Source organism: Modestobacter altitudinis (genome assembly GCF_005930475.1).
In the GTDB taxonomy this organism is placed as follows: Bacteria; Actinomycetota; Actinomycetes; order Mycobacteriales; family Geodermatophilaceae; genus Modestobacter; species Modestobacter altitudinis.
Map to the genome: position 1 here is coordinate 16,076 of NZ_SJEW01000006.1, position 23,126 is coordinate 39,201.

Genomic DNA, 23,126 nt, shown 5'->3' on the forward strand with positions numbered 1-23,126 from the left:
CCCCCCGGGGTATGTGACGCGAGGGGCTGCTGCGCCGGATCGACACGGTGCAGGGGCGTGCTTGGCGAGATCCGCCAGGCTCCCGGCGATCTTCTGGTGACCTGCTTCACAGTCGACGCACCGATCGGCTGCCGATGCTCTGTCCATGGCATCCCGGCTCGCAACGGTGCGGACCACGACCGAGCACTCCGTCGCGTCGGGGCAGGCCCCGGCCGACTGGTGGCGGACCGCCGTGGTCTACCAGGTCTACCTGCGCTCCTTCGCCGACAGCAACGGCGACGGGATCGGTGACCTCGCCGGTCTCCGCTCCCGGCTGCCCTACCTGTCCTGGCTCGGGGTCGACGCACTGTGGATCAACCCGCACTACCCCTCGGGCGGCGCGGACGGCGGCTACGACATCGTCGACTACCGCGCGGTGGACCCGGACTACGGCGACGTGGCCGACCTCGTGGCCCTCGTCGAGGACGCCCGCCGGCTCGGCCTGCGGGTCATCCTCGACGTCGTCCCCAACCACACCTCCGACCGGCACCCCTGGTTCCAGGCCGCGCTCGCCGACCCGGACTCCGCCGAGGCCGCCCGCTACCACTTCGCGCCGCCCTCGGCGGAGCCGCCGAACAACTGGCAGTCGCTCTTCGGCGGCCCGGCCTGGTCGCGCACGCCGGACGGCCGCTGGTACCTGCACCTGTTCGCCCCCGAGCAGCCCGACCTGAACTGGCGGGACCCGGCCGTGGCCGCCGACTTCGACCGCACCCTGCGGTTCTGGCTGGACCGAGGCGTGAGCGGGTTCCGGGTCGACGTCGCCTACGGGCTGTTCAAGGACGCCGAGCTGCGGGACAACCCCGGCAGCTACTCCCCCACCCTGTTCGGGCACGGGCCGGAGCAGGCGATGACCTGGAACCAGCCCGAGGTGCACGACGTGTGGCGCCGCTGGCGGTCGGTCTGCGACGAGTACCCCGACACGATGCTGGTCGGCGAGGTCTGCCTGGCCGACCTGGAGCAGGTCGCGCTGTACTCGCGGCCCGACGAGATGCACCAGTCCTTCTCCTTCCGGCTGCTCAAGTCGACGTGGGACACCGCCGCCTTCGCCGACGGGGTGCAGTCCGCGCTCGACGCCTTCGCCCGGGTCGGCGCCCCGGTCTCCTGGGTGCTGGGCAACCACGACAAGGACCGGCAGGTGAGCCGGTTCGGCGGCGGGGCGCTCGGCACCTCCCGGGCCCGCGCCGCCGCGCTGATGGTGCTGGCGCTGCCCGGCTCGCCGTACCTGTACGCCGGGGACGAGCTCGGGCTGCCGCAGGCCGTCGTCCCCGACGAGGCGAAGCTCGACCCGATCTTCTGGCGCAGCGGCGGTGCGCGGGCGGGCCGGGACGGCTGCCGGGTGCCGATGCCGTGGAACGAGACGGCCGGCGTCGGCTTCTCCCCCGACGGCGCGGCGGAGCCGTGGCTGCCGATCCCGGCGGAGTGGGAGGGGTTCGCGGTGTCCCGGCAGACCCGCGACGGCGGCTCGATGCTGACCCTCTACCGCCGCGCGCTCGCCCTGCGCGCGGCCCACTCGGCGCTGGGCTCCGGGGACGCGACGGTGGAGACCCAGGGCGACGTGCTGACCGTGCGCAGCGTCGGCGACGACGAGACCGTGCGGTGCGTGGTCAACATGGGCACCGGGACGGCCCTGGTGCCCAACCCGGGCTCGGTGCTGCTGGCCTCCTCCACGCACGTGAAGACCTCGGCGGCCACCGTGGCGCTCCCGCCGGACACCGCCGTCTGGCTTCTCGAGGACTGACCGGGGTCAGCCGGGCGGGTTCCCCGTCCCGGCAGCGGTCGTGGACGGGAGGCCGCCGGGCTCGAGCTCGGCGACCAGCGCCTCGAGCGTGGCCCGGGTGCCGCGGTCGTACAGCGAGCGCAGCGTCGCGGCGTAGGGCACGGTGAACCGCTCGTCGTCGACCAGGTCCCCGAACAGCTCGCGGTCGGCGATGAACGCCAGCGGTTCCTCCCGCTGCCGCTCGGCCAGCGCCTGCAGCGCGTCCCGCCGGCGGTCGACGACCGTGATCGGCTGTCCCTGCTCGTCCACCCCCTCGGAGTAGCGCGCCCAGCCGGCCACGACCGCGGCCGACCGGCGCACCTCGCCGCCGGCGGCCAGGTTGTCCCACACGACCGGCAGCAGCCACTTCGGCAGCCGCTCCGAGCCGTCGAAGGCCAGCCGCGCCAGGGTGTCCCGGACGGCGGGGTTGGAGAAGCGGGCGATCAGGTCCCGCCGGTAGGAGTCGAGGTCGATCCCGGGCAACTCCCGCAGGGTGGGCGTCGCCTCCTCCACCATGTAGCCGAGCAGCAGCCGCTGGAAGAGCGGGTCCTGCGCCGCGTCGTGCACCAGCCGGTACCCGACGAGGTGCCCCAGGTAGGCCAGCGCCTGGTGACCGGAGTTGAGCAGCCGCAGCTTCATCATCTCGTAGGGCTCGACGTCGTCGACGACCTGGACGCCGACGTCCTCCAGCGGCGGGCGGCCGAGCGGGAACCGGTCCTCCAGCACCCACTGCGCGAACGGCTCGCACACCACCGGCCAGCCGTCCTCGATGCCGAAGCGGGAGGCCACCTCGGCCCGGTCGTCGTCCGTGGTCGCCGGGGTGATCCGGTCGACCATGCAGTTCGGGAAGAACACCTCCCGCTCCACCCAGGCCCCGAGCTCGGGATCGCGCAGCGCGGCGAAGGAGGCGAAGCTCCGCCGGGCGACGTCGCCGTTGTGCTGGATGTTGTCGCAGGACACCACGGTGAACGGCGGCAGGCCGCGCGCACGCCGACGGACCAGCGCCTCGGTGACGAACCCGAAGGACGTGGTCGGCGACGCCCCCGGCGCCAGGTCGTGGACGACGCCGGCGTCCCCCGCGTCGAACTCCCCGGTCACCGGGTCGATGGCGTAGCCGCCCTCGGTGACGGTCAGCGTGACGATCCGGGTCGACTCCGCCGCCATCTTCTCCACCACCGCCTCCGGGTCGTCCGGGGCGAACAGGTACTCGACGATCGACCCGATGACCCGGGCGTCCCAGGTCCCGTCGGCGTGCTTCACCACCAGCGTGTACAGGCAGTCCTGGGCGGCCATGACCTCGGCCATCCGGCGGTCGGACGGGAGCACCCCGACGCCGCAGATGCCCCAGTCCCCCGCCGCGCCCTGCTCGAGCAGGCCGTCGAGGTACATCGCCTGGTGCGCCCGGTGGAAGCCGCCCACCCCCAGGTGGACGATCCCGGTCCGGACCTGCGACCGGTCGTACGTCGGCCGGGCCACCTCTGGGGGCAGGGACGACAACGACTGCGCGGTGAGCAGTGCCACGGGGTCCTCCTCAGGACGGCTGCGGGCGGGGTCAGGTCGGCAGGCGCCGACCGGTCGAGGCTGAGAAGAGGTGCTCCTTGCCGGGCTGGATGCGCAGGTGCAGCCGCTCGCCCTTGAGCGGCGGGTGCGCCGGGTCGACCCGGGCGATGACCCGCCGGGCGTCCGCATCGGCCCCCTCGGGGAGCTCCGGCAGCGTCCCGTGCAGGTAGGCGTCGGACCCCAGCTCCTCCACCACGACCACGTCGACCGGGAAGGCGTTCGGGTCGTTCTCGGAGACGACGTCCAGCGCCTCCGGCCGGAAGCCGACCGTGACCCGGTCCGCCCCCTCGGCGGACAGCGCGCTCAACGACTCGGTGCGCAGCGGCAGCCGGGCGCTGCCGAGGACGGCGTGCCCGTCGGCGATGGAGAACTCGGCGAGGTTCATCCCCGGGGAGCCGATGAAGCCGGCGACGAAGACGTTGGCCGGCTGCTGGTAGAGCCGCAGTGGGGTGTCGCACTGCTCCAGCAGACCGCTGCGCAGCACGGCGACCCGGTCGCCCATGGTCATCGCCTCGACCTGGTCGTGGGTGACGTAGACCGTCGTCGTCCCCAGCCGCCGCTGCAGGTCGGCGATCTGGGTGCGGGTCTGCACGCGCAGCTTGGCGTCGAGGTTGGACAGCGGCTCGTCCATCAGGAAGACCTGCGGCGAGCGGACGATGGCGCGGCCCATCGCCACGCGTTGCCGCTGGCCACCGGAGAGCGCCTTCGGCTTGCGGTCGAGGAACTCCTCGAGGTCGAGGATCTTGGCCGCCTCGGCCACCCGGGTGGCGATCTCGTCCTTGCCCTTGCCGGCGATCTTCAGCGCGAAGCCCATGTTCTCCCCCACGGTCATGTGCGGGTAGAGGGCGTAGCTCTGGAACACCATGGCGATGTCCCGGTCCTTGGACTTGAGGTGGGTGACCTTGCGGTCGCCGATGAGGATGTCGCCCCGGTCGACGTCCTCCAGGCCGGCGAGCATCCGCAGGCTGGTGGACTTGCCGCAGCCGGACGGGCCGACCAGGACGAGGAACTCGCCATCGGCGATCTGGAGGTCGAGCGAGTCGACCGCGGGCTTCTCCGACCCGGGGTAGATGCGGCTCGCCCGGTCGTAGGTGACAGAGGCCATCAGGTTCTCTCCTCGCTTCGTGCGTGGGTGGGGCGGGACGTCTCAGGTCTGCGGGTGGACGACGACCTTCACCGACTGCGGGTCCCGCCGGCCCGCGGTCAGCGCGTCCTCCGCCTCGGCCAGCGCGTAGCTGCCGGTGACGAGGCGGTCCAGGTCGATCCGCCCCGCGGCGACCAGCGCGATCGCGGTCGGCCAGGTGCCGGCGTAGCGGAAGACGCCGGTGACCTCCAGCTCGCGGTCCTGCAGGACCGACAGCGGCAGCGGCAGCTCGTCGCCGCCCATCCCGACCAGGACGGCGCGGCCGGCCGGGGCGAGCGCCCGGAGGCCGGCCACGGTGGCCCCCGGGTGGCCCGAGCACTCCAGCAGCACCCCGGGCGCCCACGGCAGGTCCTCGAGACCCGTCGTCCGGGCGTCGACGACCTCGGTGGCGCCCAGCTCCCGGGCGAGCTCCAGCCGGGCCGGGTTGACGTCGGACACCACGATGTCGGTGGCACCGAAGGCCCGTGCCGCCTGGACGCTGACCAGCCCGATCGGTCCGGCCCCGGTGACCAGCACCCGCGAGCCGGCGGTCACCCGGCCCTTCCGGCAGGCCCAGATGCCCACCGACAGCGGTTCGAGCAGCGCGGCGGCGTCGTCGCTGATGGTGTCGGGCACCGGGTGGGCGAAGGCGGCGTGCACCACGACGTACTCGGCGAAGGCACCGTCGATCGGCGGGGTCGCGTAGAAGCGCATCGCCGGGCAGAGGTTGTACCGGCCGGCCAGGCACTGCTCGCAGGTCAGGTCCGGCACGCCGGGCTCGATCGACACCCGCTGGCCGAGCGCCGGCGACGTCACCCCGGCGCCCAGTGCCGTCACCTCACCGGCCGCCTCGTGCCCGAGCACCAGCGGGGAGTCCACGACGTACTGCCCGATCCGGCCGTGCTCGTAGTAGTGCACGTCGGACCCGCACACCCCGACCGAGGCCACCCGGACGACGACCTCCCCGGGGCCCGGTTCGGGCTCCGGGCGCTCGACGAGGGCGACGTCCCCGACGCCCTGCAGGACCGACACCCTCACGCGGCGGCCCTCACTTGACCGCGCCGAGGGAGAGGCCCTGCACCAGCTTGTCCTGGGCGGCGAAGCCGGCGATCAGCACCGGCAGCGACACCGCGAACGCCGCGGCGCAGACCTGGGCCAGGAACAGGCCCTGGCTGGTGACGAAGCCGGTGAGGTACACCGGGGCGGTCCCGGCCCGGGTCCCGGTCAGGGTCCGGGCGAGCAGGAGCTCGTTCCAGCTGAAGATGAAGCAGATCAGCGAGGTCGCGGCCATGCCCGGCAGCACGATGGGGGCCACCACCTGACGGAGGGTCCGGATGAGCCCGGCGCCGTCCATCGATGCGGCCTCGAGGATCTCCACCGGGACCTCGGCCAGGAACGAGCGCATCATCCAGACCGCGATCGGCAGGTTCATCGCCGTGTACAGCACGATCAGCAGCCAGATGTTGTCCAGCAACCCGCTCCACTGGGCGAACAGGTAGATGGGCAGCAGCCCGGCCACGATCGGCAGCATCCGGGTGGACAGGAAGAAGAACATGACGTCGGTCCACTTGCGCACCGGCTTGATCGACAGCGCGTAGGCCGCCGGGATCGCCAGCAGCAGCACGATGACCGTGGAGACGACGCTGGCCGTCAGCGAGTTGGCCAGCGAGGGCCACGGGTTGGCCCCGGTGCCCACGCCGAAGAACTCCTTGTAGCCGCTCAGGGTCAGCGGCGCGGCGAGCGAGGGCGGGTTGGTGGCGGCGTCCTCCTCGCTGTGGAAGGACGTGAGGATCATCCACAGCACCGGCACCACGAAGAGGAAGCCGATCAGCCAGGCGGCCACCCCGAGCAGCGCACCGCTGCGCGGCTTGCGGGGGGCGCGCTCCTCGCCGGAGTCGGTGCGGGTCGCGGCCACCGGGCCCACGTCGGTGAGAGAGCTCATCGCGCGTTCTCCTCCTGGAACAGCGTGGACACCGTGCGCAGCGCCAGGGTGGCGATGGCGATGGTGGCGATGACGACGACGACGCCCGCCGCGGACGCCCGGCCGTAGTCGTGCGCCTGGTAGAAGGTCTGGTAGATCACGTAGGGCAGGTTCGCGGTGCCCAGCCCGCCCGAGGTGATCGTGAAGACGGCGTCGAAGTTCTGCACGATGTAGATCGACCCGAGCAGGCCGCCGAGCTCCAGGTAGCGGCGCAGGTGCGGGAAGGTCATGTACCGGAAGATCTGCCAGCTGCTGGCGCCGTCGATGCGCGCGGCCTCGATGACGTCCAGCGGCCGGCTCTGCAGTCCGGCCAGCAGGATCAGCATCATGAACGGCGTCCACTGCCAGATGAGCGCGATCTCCACCGAGATCAGCGGCGCCTGGGAGATCCAGTCCGGCTGCGGTGGGTTGTCCGAGCCGAACAGGCTCCACACCCACGTGAGGGTGCCGTTGAGCAGGCCGTACTCGGGGTTGAACAGGGCGTGCTTCCACAGCAGCGCCGCGGCCACCGGGACGATGAGGAACGGCGTGATCATCATGGTGCGCACCACGCCGCGGCCGGCGAACTTGCGGTCCAGCAGCAGCGCGATGCCCATCCCCAGCAGCAGGCTGACGAGGACGACGACCACGGTGAGGACGACCGTCACCCAGATCGCGCGCCGCATGTTGACGTCGGTCAGCACGCTGGCGTAGTTGCTCAGCCCGGCGAACCCGCGCTCGTCGGGGTAGTAGGCGTTCCAGTCCATGAACGAGACGATCAGCGTCACCACGAACGGCAGCTGGGTCACGATGATCGTGAAGACCAACGCGGGGAGCAGCGGCGCCCGGCGGGCCCAGTCGGCGGACCGGCGGAGTGCTCCGCTCGGCGGTTGCGAGGGCGGCGGGGGCGGCGGTGGTGCCGGCGGCTCACCGCGTCCGCGGCCGGTCTCCAGGATGGTGCTCATCGCGCCGCCTCCCCCTGCTGTCGTCCTGCCGGCTCGCTCACTTCGCCTCCCGGTCCTGGTAGCGCTCGGCCACGTCGTTGGCGAGGTCCTGACCGCGTTCCAGCGCCTCGTCGACGGTCAGCTGCCCGGCGATCGCCGAGCTGACGTCCTGGGACACCTGGGTCGCCAGGTCCGGGAACTCCGGGATGTCGATGAACTGGATGCCGGGCGCCGGCCGGGGCTGGACGCCGGCGTTGTTCGGGTCCGCGGCCTGGATCGCGGCCAGGGTGGGCTCCGCGAAGGCCGAGGCCTCGGCCAGGTAGTCGGGGTTCTCGTAGGTCGACGCCCGCTTCCCCGCCGGCACCCGGGACCAGCCGAGCTCGGCGCCGACCAGCTCCTCGTACTCGCGGCTGGAGGCCCAGGAGATGAACTCCCACGCGGCGTCCTTCTTGCTGCTGGCCTGCTGGATGCTCCACGACCAGGCGTACAGCCAGCCCGCGGTGTCGGTCTCGACCACCGGTGCGGCGACGTAGCCCATCTTCCCCTTGACCGGTGAGTCCTCGGACTCGAGCGAGCCGGCCGCCGAGGTGGCGTCGTACCACATGGCGGCGTTGCCCTGGACCAGGTTGTTCAGGCACTCGGTGAACCCGGCCTGCGGCGCACCGACCTCACCGTGCTCGCGGACCAGGTCCACGTAGAACTGCACGGCCGCGCGGAACTCGGGGCTGTCGACCCCGGCCTGCCAGTCCTCGGTGAACCAGGTGCCGCCGAAGGTGTTGACGACCGTGGTCAGCGGCGCGAAGACCTGCCCCCAGCCGGGCTGGCCGCGCAGGCAGATCCCGGCCATCCCCGGCTGGATCCCGTCGACCTGCGCCGCGATGTCGGCGACCTCCTGCCAGGTCGGCTGGGCCGGCATCTCGATCCCGGCGCCGTCGAGCACGTCCTTGCGGTACATGAGGAAGGAGGACTCGCCGTAGAACGGCTCGCCGTAGAGCTTGCCGTCGTCCCCGGACAGCGACGCCGTCATCGGGGCGAGGATGTCGTCCTGGTCGAAGTCGGGATCGGCCGCGACGTAGTCGTCCAGCGGGGCGATCCACTCGCTGCGGGCGTAGATCGGGATCTCGAAGTTGCTCAGCGTGGCGACGTCGTACTGGCCGGCCTGGCTGGAGAACTCCTGGCTGATCTTGTCCCGGACGTCGTTCTCCGGCAGCACGGTGAAGTTCACGTTGATGCCGGTCTCGGCGGTGAAGTTGGCGGCGGTCAACTGCTGCAGGTCCGCCATCTGCGGGTTGTTGACCATGAGCACGTTGATCGTGTTCGGCCCTCCGCCACTGGGGCCTCCGCCCCAGCCGGCGCACCCGCTCATCGTCAGCGTCGCGATGACGGCGAGGGCCGGGACGTTCCTCCTCCCCCCGGTGCGCGGGCGGGTGCGACGGAGTTCGGCTGCAGGCATGGACCTCTCCCCGGACAGGCCAGCGGAGCGTCGCTCAAACGAGCGGCGTCTCCCTCATCTGTGTGACGTGAGTCTCAGGGCTCACACCGCGGGCGTCAAGGGACCTGCCAGGATGAGGGCCGGGTTGCTCGGATGAGCGGAGTGTGGACGTGATGGCCGACCAGGACAGAGGTCCGGCCCAGGTCGTCCTGACGGCCTCGGTGGCGCGCCGCTACTACCTCGACGGCCGGTCGAAGGTCGAGATCGCCGAGGAGTTCGGCATGAGCCGGTTCAAGGTGGCCCGCCTCCTCGACGACGCCCGGGAGACCGGCCTGGTGCGCATCGAGATCCGGCACCAGGGCGAGATCGACGTCGACCTGTCCGCCCGGCTGCGCGACCGGTGCGGGCTGCAGCACGCGGTCGTCGTCGACGTGCCGGACGACGACGCCGCGTCGCTGCGCGGGCACGTCGGCCGGGCCGCGGCGCGGCTGCTCGCCGAGATCGTCACGCCCCAGGACGTGCTGGGGCTGGCCTGGGCGCGGGCGGTGAGCGCGATGGCCCGGGCCCTCCCCGCGCTGCCGGGGACACCGGTCGTCCAGCTCTCCGGCGCCCTGTCGATGCCCGAGGGCCCCGACACCTCGGTCGACGTCGTCCGGGAGGTCGCCCGGCGGTCCGGCGGGGCCGCCCACCTGTTCTACGCACCGCTCACCCTGCCCGACGCCGGCACCGCGCGGGCGCTGCGGCAGCAGCCGGAGGTCGCGCGGGCCTTCGACCAGCTGCCGTCGGTCACCAAGGCCGTCGCCGGGGTCGGGCTCTGGGAGGCCGGCCAGTCGACGCTGTACGACACCGCCTCCGACGACGACCGCCGCGAGCTGCGGGAGCTCGGGGTGTGCGCCGACATCTCCGGGGTCTTCGTCGCCTCCGACGGCACCCCGGTGCCGACCGAGCTGGCCGAGCGGATGATCGCGCTCAGCGCCGACCAGATGCGGGCTGTCCCGGAGCTCGTCGTCGTCCCCTACGGGACCCGGAAGGCGCCTGCCGTGCGCGCCGCCCTCCGCAGCGGCCTGGTGTCGGGCATCGTGACGCACAGCACCCTGGCGAGGGCCGTCCTCGACGAGCTGTGACGGTCCTGGCGGGGAGGCGGCCGGACCACAGCCAGGAGGCGACGGTGCTCGAGCGGAGCGAACCCGAGGTCCTGCTCGTCGGCGGCACGGCGAACCGGGGGCGGGTCGTCCGGATCGGCGACACCGTCCGCCGGCCGCTCCGGCCCACCAGCCCGGCCACCCACGCCCTGCTCGACCACCTGGCGGCGGTGGGCTTCTCCGGTGCGCCGCGGTACCTCGGGGTGGACGACGAGGGCCGCGAGGTCCTCTCCTACGTGCGGGGCGCCGCGATCACGCCGCCGTACCCGGCCTGGGCGCTGACCGACGACGCGCTGACCAGCGTGGCCCACCTGCTCCGCGACTACCACCGGGCGGTCAGCAGCTTCGACCCGACGCCGCACGACTGGCCGCCCTCGCCGCCGTCCCCGTTCGGAGGCGGGCTGGTCAGCCACAACGACGTCAACCTGGACAACGTCGTCTTCCGCCACCGGCGAGCGGTCGCGCTCATCGACTTCGACCTGGCCAGCCCCGGCAGCCGGGTGTGGGACGTCGCGTGCGCGGTCCGGCTGTGGACCCCGCTGCGGCCCGACCGGCACATCCACGACCGGCGGCGGGGCCAGGTGCTGGCGCGGCTGCGGCTGTTCGTCGACAGCTACGGGCTCGGGGACGCCGACCGGGCCCGGCTGGTGGCGGCCGTCCGGGAGAACCACGAGTGGTGCTACGACGTCATCGGGACGGCGGCCGCCGACGGTCACGCCGGGTTCTCCGAGTACCTCGCCGCCGGCGCCGGGGCGCGGGCCGAGCAGGTCCGCGCCTGGTACGACGAGGCCGCCGACGTCCTGGCGGCCGCGCTGCGCTGACCGCCCGGCGCGCCTCAGCGCACGACGGGGAACAGCAGGTGGGTGACGCGGTCGCCCTGGACGCAGACCGTCGGGTCGCCGAGCGGGACGTCGTCCCCGCCCAGCTCACCGAAGAACGGCCGCCCGGTGCCCATGACGACCGGCACGAGGTCGACGGCCACCTCGTCGAGCAGCCCCAGCTCCAGGCACTGCCGGGCGATGGTGCCCGCCGTGATCGCGACGATGCGCTCGCCGGCGATCATCTGCGCCCGGGCGACGGCGTCCTCCACGCCGGAGGTGACGAAGGAGAACGGCGCGTCCGGATGGGCGTCGACCCACTCGGTCGGGACGTCGTGGGTCACCACCACGACCGGCACGTCGATGGTGTGCCGCCCACCCCAGCCGTCGGTGACGTCGAACAGCGTCCGGCCGCAGACGAGCGCGCCGATCCCGGTGGTCCACCGGCGCCAGTACTCGGCGCTCGGCGGGCTCAGGTGGAGGGTGATCCCGGGCGATGCGGTCGGGATCTCCACCTCCCCGTTCTGCAGCCAGTCGAACAACCGCCCGATCGTGTTGTCGTGCTTGGCGATGTAGCCGTCCAGCGACATCGACGCCGACGCGATGACCGTGCCCATCGGATCCTCCCTCGGTCGCACCTCTTCTTTGGGACCGGTCCGGTTCCCGGAAGTCGTCGGTGAATCGATCGCCCCGACGGGCCGGTGCCCGTCGGGACAGGGCATGGCCGACGTCCGGGGCTCCTCCCACGGGCTGCCGGGTCTCCGGGCCTGACCGTCCGCCTTCAGTCGTGCGGTCGTGGTGCCGATGTGGCCCATGACCGTCGGCGCCGCGGCGGTCTTGGTCCACCCAGGACGAGGATGAGGTCATGGACTACTTGCGTCGGTTGCAGTACGAGCGGCCGTGGCTCTTCTGGGCCGTGGTCGCGGTGGCCCTCTGGCTGGGCTTCCGGCTCGTGCTGTTCGTCGCGGCACTCCTGCTCGGACCGTTCGGGCTGCCGTCGTGGGTGCCCCTGGTCGTCGTCGTGGGCGTTCTCGTCGTGATCGCCCGCAATCAGCAGCGAACGCGGTAGACCGGCCACCAGGGCGGGCGCGACGAAGCGGTACGCCTCGCAACTGCCACCCATGCCGTGAGCGAGCACGACGAGCGGCCCGGTTCTCCCGGTCACCTCGAGGCGAGAGTGCCGCCGTCGACGGTCCAGCTGTCCAGGACCGCGGTGGCCCCCGTACGCCGGACGCCATGCCGGGACCCAGCGAGCAGCCAGCTCTGTACAAGTTGACGCTTTATCAAGCGAATGCTTGAGTAACAACGTGGCGATGACCGTCGATGACAAACGGCTGGACGCGGTGTTCGCCGCGCTCGCCGATCGCACCCGGCGCGACATCGTGGCCCGGCTGAGCGAGGGCGAGGCGACGGTCAAGGAGCTCGCGGCCCCGCATGCCATGAGCCTGCAGGCTGTGTCGCAGCACATCAGCGTCCTGGAGCGGTGCGGCCTGGTGAGCCGGAGCCGGCACCGGCAGACCCGCCCGTGCCGGCTGGAGCCGCAGGCGCTGGAGACTGCGGTGTCGTGGATCGACGAGAGCCGTCGGGCCTGGTCTGAGCGGATGGACCGGCTGGAGACACACCTGGCCCGCATGCAGGACGGCGAGCAGGCATGAGCGTCGACGAGCTGGTCCACCGGCGGGTCTTCCGTGCGCCGCGCGAGCTGGTGTGGCGGTGCCTGACCGAGCCCGCTGAGCTCGCGCAGTTCTGGGGTCCGCGCGGCATGACCACCCCGCTGGACGGCATCGTGGTCGAACTGCACGCCGGGGGCCGGTTCGAGACGCTGATAGTCGGCGACTCCGGCAGTCACCGGATGGTCGCCGCGTTCACCGAGGTCGTCCCGCCCGAACGGCTCGCCTGGGTCGAGTCGGCCAGCGGGCTGCACACGACCAGCACGCTCATCGACCTCGGCGACGGCCGCACCGAGGTCGTCGTCCACCAGCGACACGTGCCCGAGCCGATGCGCTCGCCACAGGCTCGCGCCGGCTTCCTCACCTCCCTCGACAAGCTCGAGGAGCACCTCGCCCACCTGATCCGAGAGGAGCAACCGTGACCGACCTGCAGTCCTGGGTGGCACCGACGTTCGACGGACTCGCCGACCTGCTCGCCACCGCGCCCGCCGAGACCTGGGACGCCCCGTCGCTGTGCGCGGGGTGGCAGGTCCGGCACGTGGTCGCGCACGTGACGATGCCGGCGCGGATGACGCCCGAGCAGTTCGGCGCGGAGATGGCGGCGGCCGGCGGGGACTTCGGCGTCGTCTCCGACACCGTGGCCGCGCGCGATGCCTCCCTGCCGCTCGCCGATCACCTGGACGCGCTGCGCTCCCCCGCGCTGCACGCGTGGCAGCCGCCGGGCGGCGGCGCGGCCGGCGCCCTCAGCCACGCCGTCATCCACTCCCTCGACGTCACCGTCGCGCTCGACCGGCCGGCCGTCGCACCCGGGGAGGCCGTGATCGCCGTCCTCGACCAGCTCACCGCCGCCAACGGCGCGTGGTTCGGCCTCGACCTGACCGGCGTCCGTCTGGAGGCGACCGACTCCGGGTGGAGCTGGGGCGAGGGTGACGTCGTCCGCGCCGACAGCGGTCGCCTCCTGGCGCTGGCGAGCGGCCGCACCCTGCCCGAGGGCCCGGCCCTGCCCCCCGGCTGAGCCACTCGGCGGCTCAGCGTCGCCTCGAACGGAGGGAGCTCGAGGACGGACCGGGCCGGGGAAGGACCCCGACGACGCCTGAGCGCCCCTCGATCGGATCGAGAGGGCGCTCAGCACGTGGCGGTCCCGGCGGCTACTGCACCGCGCGGCGGCGGGTCATCGCAGCGCCGGCGACCAGGGCGACCGCCACCCAGACGGTCAGGACCGTGATCGACTGCGCCTGCTCGGAACCCTGCGCCAGGCTGAGCACCGCGTTGCCCGGGTCGATGGCGTCGGCCAGCGCCGGCGTGAACAACTGCAGCAGCGGCAGCACACCGAGGTTGAGCAGGTAGACGCCGGTCAGCGCGCCGGGGGTGTTGCCGAGCGCAGCGCCGATCCCGGCGCCGACGAGCGCGAACGCCGCACCCGCGATGCCCACCACGAGCACCGCACGCCCGACGCCGTCGAAGGGCACGGACGGCCCGAACAGCGCCAGCACCCCGGTCGCGAGCCCGGCGGCGACCGCCGCCACGCCCGCCCCGACGGCTGCCACGGCCACGGCCTTGGCGGCCAGGACGCGGGTGCGGCGCGGCTCCAGCAGGTAGGTGGTCTGCACGCTGCCGTGGGTCCACTCACCGGCGGTGGACAGCACACCGAGCGCGAGCAGCACCAGGACCGACAGCATGCCGGTCACGACGACCGGGCCGGTCGGCGAGCTGAGGGGCTCGGCGGAGGAGGCCACCGCCACGGACATGGCGGCGGGGGCGAGGAGCGCCGCGGCGCCGACCAGGGCGACCCCTGACCGGGTGGACAGGGACTTGCGGACCTCGAGGCCGACCTGGGCGGACAGCGAGGCACCCGACCGGCGGGGAACGACGGGACGGGAGGAGGGGATAACAGCAGCGGTCATGGGGATCGGACCTCCGAAGGCAGAAGGGGTGAGCGGGTGGAGCGGCTCAGGCCGCGGTGAGGGTGAAGAAGACGTCCTCCAGGCCGCGCTGCAGCGGCCGGAGGTCGGTGAGCGCGTGACCGCCGGCGGCCGCGACGGCCCCGACGTCGGCCGGTGAGGCGCCGGAGACGACCAGCTCCCCGTCGGTGCCCGGCGCGACGGCGAAACCGGCCCCGGTCAGCGCTCGGGCGAGGGCGGCGGGGTCCGCGGCGCGGACCGAGACGCCGTCCGTGCCCAGCAGCGACGCCACCGGCCCGTCGGCCACGATCCGGCCGCCGCCGATCACCAGCAGCCGGTCGACCGTGTGCTCGACCTCGCCGAGCAGGTGGCTGGACAGCAGCACCGTGCCGCCCCGGCCGGCGTGGTCGCGCAGCAGGGACCGCATCCAGCGGATGCCCTCCGGGTCCAGTCCGTTGGCCGGTTCGTCGAACATCAGCACCGGCGGGTCGGCCAGCAGCGCGGCGGCGATGCCCAGCCGCTGCCGCATGCCGAGGGAGTAGCCGCCGATCCGGCGCCGCGCGGCCGACGTCAGGTCGACCAGCTCGAGCACCGCGTCGACCCGGGCGGCGGGGACACCGAGGGCGTCCGCGATCAGCCGCAGGTGGGTCCGCCCGGTCCGGCCGGGGTGCACCGCACCGGCGTCCAGCAGCGTGCCCATCACGGCGCCCGGGTTGGGCAGGGCCGCGTAGGGCCGCCCGTCCACCAGCGCCGAGCCCGAGGTGGCCGGGACCAGGCCGGCGACCATGCGCATCGTCGTGGTCTTCCCGGCGCCGTTGGGCCCGAGGAACCCGGTGACGGTACCCGGCTCGAGGGTGAAGGAGACGTCGTCGACGACGGTCCGCCCGCCGTACTGCTTGGTCAATCCGGTGACCGTGATCATGTGGACCTCCGCGGTTCGACCGGCCTGTCCGGTCGCTGGGAAGACCTTGTCGCGGCGGGGCCGGGGGCCGCGTCGCCCGGAGGACCAGACATCCGGTCGCACATCGGTGTCGCGCTGTCATCCGAAAGTCGACGGCGGGCCGCGACCGACGGGCGACCCGGCACTGGCGGTCCGGGAAATACGCTCGCGGCCATGGGGATCCGGGCGCGCATCTGGCCGGGCCTCAGCACGCGCGGAGTCGTCCTCGAGGTCGCCATCGCGCTGCTGAGCACGGTGGCGGTCAGCGCGGGCGGGGCCACGGGCGACCGGGGGCCGGTGTCGGTCGCCGTGTTCGCGGTGCTGACCGCCGTCGCCTTCGTCCTGCTGCTCACCGTGCGCCGGCGGGCTCCGTTCGTGCCCTTCCTGCTCGTTGCGGTGCTGTCGGTGCTCTCCCCGGCCATCAACGGCGCGCTGACGCCGCTGTCCTACGCGATGGGCCGCTACGTGGGTCGCTGGCCGGCGCGGTACGTCGCGGCGGCGGCCGGGACGGTCGTCGTCGCCCAGCCCTGGGCCGGCGGCGCCGCCGGCGAGCAGGTCAGCCGATGGCTCGGCGGCGCAGTGCTGGTGCTGCTGCCCGGCGCGGTCGGGGTCTACGTGCGCACCCGCGCGATGCTGCTGGCCGCGCTGCGCGACCGTGCCGAGAAGGCAGAGGCCGAGCGTGAGCTGCTCGCCCGGGACGCCGTCCTCACCGAGCGGACCCGGATCGCCCGCGAGATGCACGACGCCGTCGGCCACCGGGTGAGCCTGATGGTGCTGCAGGCCGGCGCCATCGAGATGGCTGCAGCCGACCAGCAGCGCGTGCAGCAGCTGGCCGGGCAGGTGCAGACGGCGGGCCGCCAGGCCCTGGACGAGCTGCGCCAGATGGTCGGCGTGCTGCGCGCAGAGGACGTCGACGAGGCGGCGCCGCTGGGTCCGCAGCCGGGGCTGGCCGACCTGCCGACGCTGGTCGCCCAGTCCCGGGAGGCCGGGATGGCGGTGGAGCTGACCGGCCCGCCGAAGGCCGCCGTGCCGGTCGATCCGGTCGCCGGCCGGGCCGCCTACCGGATCGTCCAGGAGGCGCTGACCAACGCCGGCAAGCACGCGCCGGGCACGGGGGTGCGGGTGTGCGTCGAGCGGCGGCAGGGCGAGCTCGTCGTCCGCGTCACGAACGGCCCCTCGCCCGCCCCGGCGGACGGCGCGCCGAGCGGCGGCTACGGCCTGGTGGGGTTGGGTGAGCGGGTGCGCACCCTGGGCGGCCGGCTGACCACCGGACCACGGCTGGACGGTGGGTTCGAGGTCGAGGCGGTGCTGCCGACGTGAGCGCGATCCGGGTGCTGCTGGTCGACGACGAGGAGCTGGTGCGGTTCGGCCTGCGGACGGTGCTCGAGGCCGCCGGCGGGTTCGAGGTCGTCGGCGAGGCGGGCGACGGCGCGGCGGGGGTCCGGGCCGCCCGCGAGCTGCGCCCCGACGTCGTCCTCATCGACATCCGGATGCCGGTGATGGACGGGCTGACCGCGACCCGGGCGATCCTCGCGCTGCCCGAACCCCCGCAGGTCGCCGTCCTGACGACCTTCCACGTGGACGAGTACGTCTACGCGGCCCTGGCCGCGGGCGCCGCGGGGTTCCTGCTCAAGGACACCCCGCCGCGGGAGATCGCCGCCGCCGTGCGTGCGGTCGCCGACGGCACGGCCACGCTCTCCCCCGCCGTCACCGCCACGCTCATCGACTCCTACGTGGAACGGAAGGCCGCCCCCCGGCGGGCCGCGGCCCTGGAGCGGGTGGTGACCCTCTCCGATCGCGAGCGGGAGGTGCTGACACTGCTCGGCAGCGGCGAGTCCAACGCCGAGCTCGCCCGGCGGCTGTTCGTCAGCGAGGCGACGGTGAAGACCTACGTCTCCCGGCTGCTCACCAAGCTCGACCTGACCAACCGCACCCAGGCGGCGATCCTCGCCCATGAGGCCGGCCTGCTGGAGGGCTGAGCCCCATCCGTCCGCCCTCAGGACGGTGGGAGCCGGGCCACCAGGAAGCGGGCCGTCTGGCTCCCGGCCACCGTCGCCACCTGCTCGGGGATGCCCGCGGCCACGATCCGGCCACCCTGGTCGCCCGCTCCCGGACCCAGGTCGATGACCCAGTCGGCGTCCGCGACGACGTCCATGTCGTGCTCGACCACCACGACCGTGTTGCCGGCGTCGACGAGCTGGTGGAGCTGCCGCATCAGCAGCTCCACGTCCGCGGGGTGCAGCCCGGTCGTCGGCTCGTCGAGCACGTACAGGGTGTGTCCACGCCGCGCCCGCTGAAGCTCGCTGGCGAGCTTCACCCGCTGCGCCTCACCGCCGGACAACTCGGTGGCCGGTTGCCCGAGCCGCAGGTAGCCCAGGCCCACCTCCTGGAGCACCCGCAGGCTGGTGGCCACCGACGGCAGGTCGGCGAGGAACCCCGCAGCCTCCTCGACGGTCAGGTCGAGCACCTCGGCGACGTTCCGGCCGCGGTACGTGATCTCCAGGGTCTCGGGGTCGTAGCGGGCGCCGTGGCAGGTCGGGCAGGGCGAGTACGTGCCGGGCAGGAAGAGCAGCTCCACGGTGACGAAGCCCTCGCCCTGGCAGGTGGGGCAGCGGCCCTCGGCCACGTTGAAGGAGAACCGGCCGGCGGTGTAGCCGCGCGCCCGGGCCTCCTCGGTCTCCGCGAAGACCTTGCGGACGGCGTCGAACAGGCCGGTGTAGGTGGCCAGGTTCGACCGCGGGGTGCGGCCGATCGCCTTCTGGTCGACGCGGACCAGCCGGTCGACGGCCTCCAGCCCCTCGGCGCGCACGTCGGTGGCCGCGAGGTCCGGCACGTCGTCGTCTGCGTCGTCGTCCGCCTCGGCCTTCGGTGCGCCCAGCCGCTGGGTGACGACGTCGGTGAGCACCTGGCTGACCAGCGTGGACTTCCCCGACCCGGAGACCCCGGTGACGGCGGTGAAGACGCCGAGCGGCACCCGGACGTCGACGTCCCGCAGGTTGTGCCGGTCGATGCCGTGCAGGTGCAGCTGCCCGGTGGGTTGCCGGCGGGGGCGGGCGGCCGGACGCTCCCGGGTGAAGAGGAAGCGCCGGGTCACCGACTCCTCGACCTCGGCCAGGCCGGCGACCGGACCGCTGTAGAGCACCTGGCCGCCGCGTTCACCGGCCTGCGGGCCGACGTCGACGATCCAGTCCGCCCGGCCGGCCAGGGCCATGTCGTGCTCGATCACGAAGAGCGAGTTGCCGGCGGCGCGGAGCTGGTCGAGGACCACCAGCAGCGGTTCGGCGTCCGCCGGGTGCAGCCCTGCCGACGGCTCGTCCAGGACGTAGACGACCCCGAAGAGCCCGGACCGCAGCTGGGTCGCGATCCGCAGCCGCTGGAGCTCGCCCGGGGACAGGGTCGGGGTCGTCCGGTCCAGGCTGAGGTAGCCCAGGCCCAGCGTGGTGAGCACCTCGATCCGGGCGACCAGGTCGGCGCTGATCCGCACCGCCACGTCGGTCGTCGGTGCGGCGTCCCGCAATGTGTCGACCAGCGTCGTCAGCGGCAGCCCGGCCAGGTCGGCGATGTTCTTGCCCGCGAAGGTGACGGCCAGCGACTCGGGCCGCAGCCGGCTGCCCCCGCAGACCGGGCAGGTCGAGGTGCGGACGAAGCGCAGCGCCCGCTGGCGCATGGTCGGGCTCTTGGTGGTGGCGAGGGTGTGCAGCACGTAGGCCCGGGCACCGGTGTACCGGCCCTGGTAGTCGCGCTGCACCTGGTCCACCCCGCGGACGGGGTGCACGGTGACCTCGGGCTGCTCGTCGGTGAACAGGATCCAGTCGCGCTCGGCCTGCGGGATGTCGCGCCAGGGCCGGTCGACGTCGTGACCGAGCTCGACCAGGACGTCGCGCAGGCTCTTGCCGTACCAGGCACCGGGCCAGGCGGCGATCGCGCCGTCCCGGATGGTCAGCGACGGGTCGGGCACGAGGGTGTCCTCGGTGACCAGGTGGACCCGGCCGAGGCCCGAGCACTCCGGGCAGGCCCCCGCCGCGGTGTTGGGCGAGAAGGCGTCGGAGTCGAGCCTCGCGGCACCGTCCGGGTAGCTGCCGGCACGGGAGAACAGCATCCGCAGCGAGTTGGACAGCGTCGTCACGGTGCCGACGGTGGACCGGCTGCTGGGCGCGCCCCGGCTCTGCTGGAGCGCCACCGCGGGCGGCAGCCCGGTGATCTCGTCGACGACCGGGGCGCCGACCTGCTGGATCAGCCGCCGGGCGTAGGGGGCCACCGACTCGAGGTAGCGGCGCTGCGCCTCCGCGTAGATGGTGCCGAAGGCCAGCGAGGACTTCCCGGAACCGGAGACGCCGGTGAAGACCACCAGGGCGTCCCGCGGCACGTCCACGTCGACGTTGCGCAGGTTGTGCTCGCGGGCGCCGCGGACTCGGACGTAGGGGTCCGCCTCGTCGATCATGCCCTCAGCCTGACCGGCGCTCCGCACACCGGCGTCGGCGGGTCAGCCCTGCGCCGGGTCGGCACCGATCAGTTCCGCCGGCCGGGCTGGTCCATGCCGGCGTACCCACTCACACCACCGACGGGAGACCGACCGTGACCACCCCCGCACACCCCGGCCGCGCGTTCTTCGTGACCATGCCCGTGGCCGACGTCCAGCGCAGCCGGGCGTTCTTCACCGCGCTCGGGTTCGAATTCGACGAGAGCTTCTCCGGCGAGGGAGCCGCCTGCATGCTGGTCGGCGAGCAGGTCAGCGTCATGCTGGGCAGCCGCGAGCAGTTCGCCGAGCTCTCGAAGCTGCCGACGGGTGACCCCCGGACGCACGCGCTGGCGCTCTACTGCTTCAGCGTGCCCACCCGGGAGGACGTCGACCGGGTCGCCGACGCCGCACTGGCCGCAGGCGCCGTCGAGGCCGACGGCCTGGAGGACCTAGGCTTCATGGTCACGCGCAGCTTCTTCGACCTCGACGGCCACGGCTGGCAGGTCATGTGGATGGACCCGGCGATGACGAGCCCGGCGTCCGAGGAGTCCGCGGCCGCGCCGGTCTGAGCACGCTACTCACCCAGCGCGTGAGCGGCTTCGGCGATGTCGCTCGCGGCGAGCGTCGTGACCTCGGCACGGTCGAGCGCATCAACGCTCCGGCCCTTGTCGCGGGTCAGCCGCAACGCCTGGCGGTTGAGCGCCTGCTCGAACAGCGTGCGCACGAAGCGCGCGTTGCCGGACTCCTGATCCGAGGTCAAGCCGCCGAGGGTGCGGCGGAGCGTCACCTGGGCGCCGGGCGCCAGCACGTACTCGTGCTGGGCCACGATGCCGGCGAAGATCGCTTCGAGTTCATCCGTCGAGTAGTCGGGGAACTCGATCTCGCGGGCGAAGCGCGAGCGGAGGCCGGGGTTGGAGAGCAGGAACTGCTCCATCAGCCGGGGATAGCCGGCCACGATCACCACAAGGCGGTGGCGGTGGTCCTCCATGCGCTTGAGCAGGACCTCGACCGCCTCGGGCCCGAAGTCCGGCCGGCCGTCGCCCTCCGGGGACAGCGAGTACGCCTCGTCGATGAACAAGACGCCGTCGAGTGCCCGGCGGATCACGCGGTCGGTCTTGATCGCGGTCGCACCGACGTACTGCCCAACCAGAGCGGCGCGGTCGACCTCCACCAGGTGACCCTTCGACAGCAGGCCGACCGCCCGGTACATCTCGGCCAGGAGCCGCGCCACCGTGGTCTTGCCCGTGCCTGGGTTGCCGAGGAACACGAGATGCTGGGACGTCGCCGCCTCAGGCAGACCGTGCGCCTTGCGTCGCGCCTGCACCTGGAGGAAGGCGACGAGCGCCTGCACCTGCTCCTTGACCGCCTCCAGCCCGATGAGCCCGTCGAGTTCGGCCTGGATCACCGCGAGCGGCCGGGCCGGGCCGGGGCGGCCGCCGAAGAGGTCGCTCACCAGGTCGTCCACGCCACGGAGACCGGACCGCGGGAGTTGATCGCTCAAGCGGCCGACGGTCTCACGGAGGTCGTCCAGTGGCTTGCGGTTGGACGCCATGCCGGGAGCGTAGGCGCCCGCGGGACGGCGAGCCCGTCGTGAGCTGCTGCCCAGCGGCAGCGGTGGACGACCCTCAGAGCACCTCCGACCACCGGTGCCGAGCAGCTCGGACTGCCTGTGCGGAAGGCAAGAGAAAGCCCTGCCAGCGACATGTTGGTCTGGCTGACTTGCTCCCTCGATGGAACCTGAACCTAGAACCCTGCGATTTGATCTTGGTTTAGTTGATCAACGCTGGCGTTTGATGAAACGACGCCCTGAACAGCACGCATGTCGTTGATCGACGTTGACTGCATGAGGTCGTCTCAGTACGTTTTCGATGAGTAAGCGATGCCTGTGCGACAGATTTAATTCCATCTTCCGGCGTCGCTCCACCCCCGGCCCGGCCCCCCTGCCCACTCGAATGCCAGGCAGACGGCCATCGCAATCCGTACCAAGTCCGTTCAGCGTCCGCGACGGCTTCACGGCCACCAAGCCCGTCGAGGGGCGGGCACACGGCGCTCCTCCTCGGGAGCGCGACCACGTCGCTTGTCGTCGGTTCAGCGGACTCCACGGGCAAAGCAGCCCCGCGTGGAAGGCGACCAGTCGCGTGGTGACCACGTCCAGCTGCGCGGCAGTCAGCAGCGCGGCGACCCGGTCGGCGCGCGCGGCGTGCCGGCCGCTTCCAGGTGGTGGCGGCCGTACTGGGCAGCAGTTCAGCACGCTGTTACGTCCCAGGGCAGCCATCGCCGGACCTGGAGCGACAGCGGCACGCAGGTCAGCCTCTCCTCGATGCCATCCGCTGCGAGCCCGCCCGACGTACCAGGCTGCCCGGCGCGACCAGATCTGCTGCGCAGCCCAAGCCGCCCCCTCCGCCTCCAGGGTCAAGATCGGCTAAGCAAGCTCGCACTCTCCAACCTCTATGAGGTCATCAGGCGCGTGCAGTTCGGCCGTGAGGGCGGCGCGGTCATGAGGCTGCAGGTCCAGCCCATGAACAAGAAGGGGAAGTGGGAAGGAGTCTCTCGGACACGAGCCTGGGCGGGCCGGGCAAGTCCGACCTCTACATCACCCACCGCGGCGACGGCTGGATGGATTTCCCCGCTCAGACCCGCCACGACGTGACCGGACACCCCAACGCGATACCCAACCGGCAGGGCAGGATCCTTGGGGGCGACCAGTTCCCGCTGCTGGGTTGCCACGACACCGTCCGGGAGACGCTCGACACCTGGGCCTACGGCTGATGGACCAGAGACGCGTAGACGACCCCGACGCTGCAGAACCACCGGACCGACCTCGACCAGCACCGGTCGGTCCCGAGTCCGCCAGACGTCTGGAAGTCGTTCAGGCACAAAGTCCTCCGCGGACGCTGCAGGTCAGGGGCAGCTGAAGTTAGCCCGAGGCACTGACAGGGTCGCGGAGGACCTCGTGGTGCGGCTAGAAGGGGATGGGCGTCACCCCCGGGTGAGCAACGCGGAAGTGCTCGTCCACGTCCTCATCGACGTGCTGCATGAAGCGGTCGGAACAGCCGGGCGTCTCGCACCGCGGCCAATCCGTGTCGTCGGCCTGGTAGCTGCGGATCATCAGGTAGTTCGAGGGCGTCGTCATGCGACACACGACAACAGTCGAGCTCGCTCAACGTCCACTCCTCAGCGTCCCGCTCTGAGCCAGCTCCCTCGATCGGGCGTAAGGGCGCAGGCGGGACCGCCCGGCGCCGTGGGTCGGAGCACTTCGTTTACGGGGCGGGAGGTCGTCGCCGTAGCGAGGCCGTGGCTGCCTGACTTGATCGCCATGGCTTGTCGGCACTGCAGGGCAAGCTCGTGGCGTCGACGCGGGGGGTGGACGCGGTCCTTGGTG

Annotated in this window: 23 protein-coding genes; 11 read left to right on the forward strand and 12 right to left on the reverse strand. The window is 72.7% G+C overall.

Features of this window, described 5'->3' with window-relative positions:
* The first annotated feature begins 145 nt into the window (after positions 1-145).
* Positions 146-1,777 (forward strand): glycoside hydrolase family 13 protein, encoded by a 1,632-nt coding sequence (locus FHL79_RS03955; RefSeq protein WP_138757325.1) that lies wholly within the window; start codon positions 146-148, stop codon positions 1,775-1,777.
* 6 nt (positions 1,778-1,783) lie between these two features.
* Here FHL79_RS03955 and FHL79_RS03960 read toward each other — a convergent pair whose 3' ends face one another.
* Genes FHL79_RS03960 through FHL79_RS03985 form a run of 6 tightly spaced genes read right to left on the reverse strand, consistent with a single transcriptional unit; the run spans position 1,784 to position 8,835 of the window.
* Positions 1,784-3,316: a mannitol dehydrogenase family protein gene (locus FHL79_RS03960; RefSeq protein WP_138757326.1), complete on the reverse strand. Its 1,533-nt coding sequence runs from the start codon at positions 3,314-3,316 to the stop codon at positions 1,784-1,786.
* A 31-nt stretch (positions 3,317-3,347) separates the two neighbouring features.
* The gene (locus FHL79_RS03965; protein WP_138757327.1) at positions 3,348-4,460 is read right to left on the reverse strand and encodes an ABC transporter ATP-binding protein; all 1,113 of its coding nucleotides are present in this window, start codon (positions 4,458-4,460) and stop codon (positions 3,348-3,350) included.
* A gap of 42 nt (positions 4,461-4,502) precedes the next feature.
* Positions 4,503-5,516 carry an NAD(P)-dependent alcohol dehydrogenase gene (locus FHL79_RS03970; RefSeq protein WP_138757328.1) on the reverse strand — a complete coding sequence of 338 codons (1,014 nt, stop codon included), beginning with the start codon at positions 5,514-5,516 and terminating at the stop codon, positions 4,503-4,505.
* Between the two features lie 10 nt (positions 5,517-5,526).
* On the reverse strand, positions 5,527-6,420 hold the full coding sequence (locus tag FHL79_RS03975; protein ID WP_218938315.1) for a carbohydrate ABC transporter permease: 894 nt from the start codon (positions 6,418-6,420) through the stop codon (positions 5,527-5,529).
* Positions 6,417-7,403 carry a carbohydrate ABC transporter permease gene (locus FHL79_RS03980; RefSeq protein ID WP_138757329.1) on the reverse strand — a complete coding sequence of 329 codons (987 nt, stop codon included), beginning with the start codon at positions 7,401-7,403 and terminating at the stop codon, positions 6,417-6,419. Before FHL79_RS03980 ends, FHL79_RS03975 begins: the two co-directional genes overlap by 4 nt.
* A gap of 37 nt (positions 7,404-7,440) precedes the next feature.
* Entirely contained in the window at positions 7,441-8,835 is a 1,395-nt protein-coding gene (locus FHL79_RS03985; RefSeq protein ID WP_171058000.1) for an ABC transporter substrate-binding protein, read from the reverse strand.
* 152 nt (positions 8,836-8,987) lie between these two features.
* Between FHL79_RS03985 and FHL79_RS03990 the strand changes: the two genes are divergently transcribed.
* On the forward strand, positions 8,988-9,938 hold the full coding sequence (locus tag FHL79_RS03990) for a sugar-binding transcriptional regulator (RefSeq protein ID WP_138757330.1): 951 nt from the start codon (positions 8,988-8,990) through the stop codon (positions 9,936-9,938).
* A gap of 44 nt (positions 9,939-9,982) precedes the next feature.
* Positions 9,983-10,777 (forward strand): phosphotransferase, encoded by a 795-nt coding sequence (locus FHL79_RS03995; RefSeq protein ID WP_138757331.1) that lies wholly within the window; start codon positions 9,983-9,985, stop codon positions 10,775-10,777.
* Between the two features lie 14 nt (positions 10,778-10,791).
* Here the strand turns inward: FHL79_RS03995 and FHL79_RS04000 are convergent, their stop codons facing one another.
* Positions 10,792-11,391: a dihydrofolate reductase family protein gene (locus FHL79_RS04000; RefSeq protein WP_138757332.1), complete on the reverse strand. Its 600-nt coding sequence runs from the start codon at positions 11,389-11,391 to the stop codon at positions 10,792-10,794.
* Between the two features lie 248 nt (positions 11,392-11,639).
* Here FHL79_RS04000 and FHL79_RS04005 point away from each other — a divergent pair, with 248 nt between their 5' ends.
* The 4 genes from FHL79_RS04005 (at position 11,640) to FHL79_RS04025 (ending at position 13,459) form a co-directional block, all read left to right on the forward strand.
* Complete coding sequence (locus FHL79_RS04005; protein ID WP_138757333.1) at positions 11,640-11,843, forward strand: hypothetical protein; 204 nt, start codon at positions 11,640-11,642, stop codon at positions 11,841-11,843.
* 244 nt (positions 11,844-12,087) lie between these two features.
* Positions 12,088-12,429 (forward strand): ArsR/SmtB family transcription factor, encoded by a 342-nt coding sequence (locus FHL79_RS04015; protein WP_138757334.1) that lies wholly within the window; start codon positions 12,088-12,090, stop codon positions 12,427-12,429.
* A complete protein-coding gene (locus tag FHL79_RS04020; protein WP_138757335.1) occupies positions 12,426-12,866 on the forward strand; it encodes an SRPBCC family protein in 441 nt (146 codons plus the stop codon). The genes FHL79_RS04015 and FHL79_RS04020 overlap by 4 nt, the downstream gene beginning before the upstream one ends.
* The gene (locus FHL79_RS04025; RefSeq protein ID WP_138757336.1) at positions 12,863-13,459 is read left to right on the forward strand and encodes a maleylpyruvate isomerase family mycothiol-dependent enzyme; all 597 of its coding nucleotides are present in this window, start codon (positions 12,863-12,865) and stop codon (positions 13,457-13,459) included. Before FHL79_RS04020 ends, FHL79_RS04025 begins: the two co-directional genes overlap by 4 nt.
* 133 nt (positions 13,460-13,592) lie before the next feature.
* Here the strand turns inward: FHL79_RS04025 and FHL79_RS04030 are convergent, their stop codons facing one another.
* Positions 13,593-14,348: a hypothetical protein gene (locus FHL79_RS04030; RefSeq protein ID WP_138757337.1), complete on the reverse strand. Its 756-nt coding sequence runs from the start codon at positions 14,346-14,348 to the stop codon at positions 13,593-13,595.
* Between the two features lie 46 nt (positions 14,349-14,394).
* Positions 14,395-15,267: an ABC transporter ATP-binding protein gene (locus FHL79_RS04035; RefSeq protein ID WP_138757338.1), complete on the reverse strand. Its 873-nt coding sequence runs from the start codon at positions 15,265-15,267 to the stop codon at positions 14,395-14,397.
* Between the two features lie 192 nt (positions 15,268-15,459).
* Here FHL79_RS04035 and FHL79_RS04040 point away from each other — a divergent pair, with 192 nt between their 5' ends.
* Positions 15,460-16,605, forward strand: a complete 1,146-nt coding sequence (locus tag FHL79_RS04040; RefSeq protein WP_138757339.1) for a sensor histidine kinase — start codon at positions 15,460-15,462, stop codon at positions 16,603-16,605.
* Positions 16,602-17,264 carry a response regulator transcription factor gene (locus FHL79_RS04045; RefSeq protein WP_138757340.1) on the forward strand — a complete coding sequence of 221 codons (663 nt, stop codon included), beginning with the start codon at positions 16,602-16,604 and terminating at the stop codon, positions 17,262-17,264. Before FHL79_RS04040 ends, FHL79_RS04045 begins: the two co-directional genes overlap by 4 nt.
* Positions 17,265-17,281: 17 nt before the next feature.
* On the opposite strand, the gene uvrA is transcribed toward FHL79_RS04045, so the two are convergent.
* Positions 17,282-19,726 (reverse strand): excinuclease ABC subunit UvrA, encoded by a 2,445-nt coding sequence (gene uvrA, locus FHL79_RS04050; RefSeq protein ID WP_138757341.1) that lies wholly within the window; start codon positions 19,724-19,726, stop codon positions 17,282-17,284.
* A 134-nt stretch (positions 19,727-19,860) separates the two neighbouring features.
* Here uvrA and FHL79_RS04055 point away from each other — a divergent pair, with 134 nt between their 5' ends.
* Positions 19,861-20,313 (forward strand): VOC family protein, encoded by a 453-nt coding sequence (locus tag FHL79_RS04055; RefSeq protein WP_171058001.1) that lies wholly within the window; start codon positions 19,861-19,863, stop codon positions 20,311-20,313.
* Between the two features lie 5 nt (positions 20,314-20,318).
* On the opposite strand, the gene FHL79_RS04060 is transcribed toward FHL79_RS04055, so the two are convergent.
* Positions 20,319-21,296 carry an AAA family ATPase gene (locus FHL79_RS04060; protein ID WP_138757342.1) on the reverse strand — a complete coding sequence of 326 codons (978 nt, stop codon included), beginning with the start codon at positions 21,294-21,296 and terminating at the stop codon, positions 20,319-20,321.
* Between the two features lie 983 nt (positions 21,297-22,279).
* On the opposite strand from FHL79_RS04060, the gene FHL79_RS04065 reads away from it, so the two are divergent.
* Entirely contained in the window at positions 22,280-22,513 is a 234-nt protein-coding gene (locus FHL79_RS04065) for a hypothetical protein (RefSeq protein ID WP_138757343.1), read from the forward strand.
* 193 nt (positions 22,514-22,706) lie between these two features.
* On the opposite strand, the gene FHL79_RS24950 is transcribed toward FHL79_RS04065, so the two are convergent.
* Positions 22,707-22,877: a hypothetical protein gene (locus tag FHL79_RS24950; protein WP_171058002.1), complete on the reverse strand. Its 171-nt coding sequence runs from the start codon at positions 22,875-22,877 to the stop codon at positions 22,707-22,709.
* Positions 22,878-23,126: the final 249 nt, after the last annotated feature.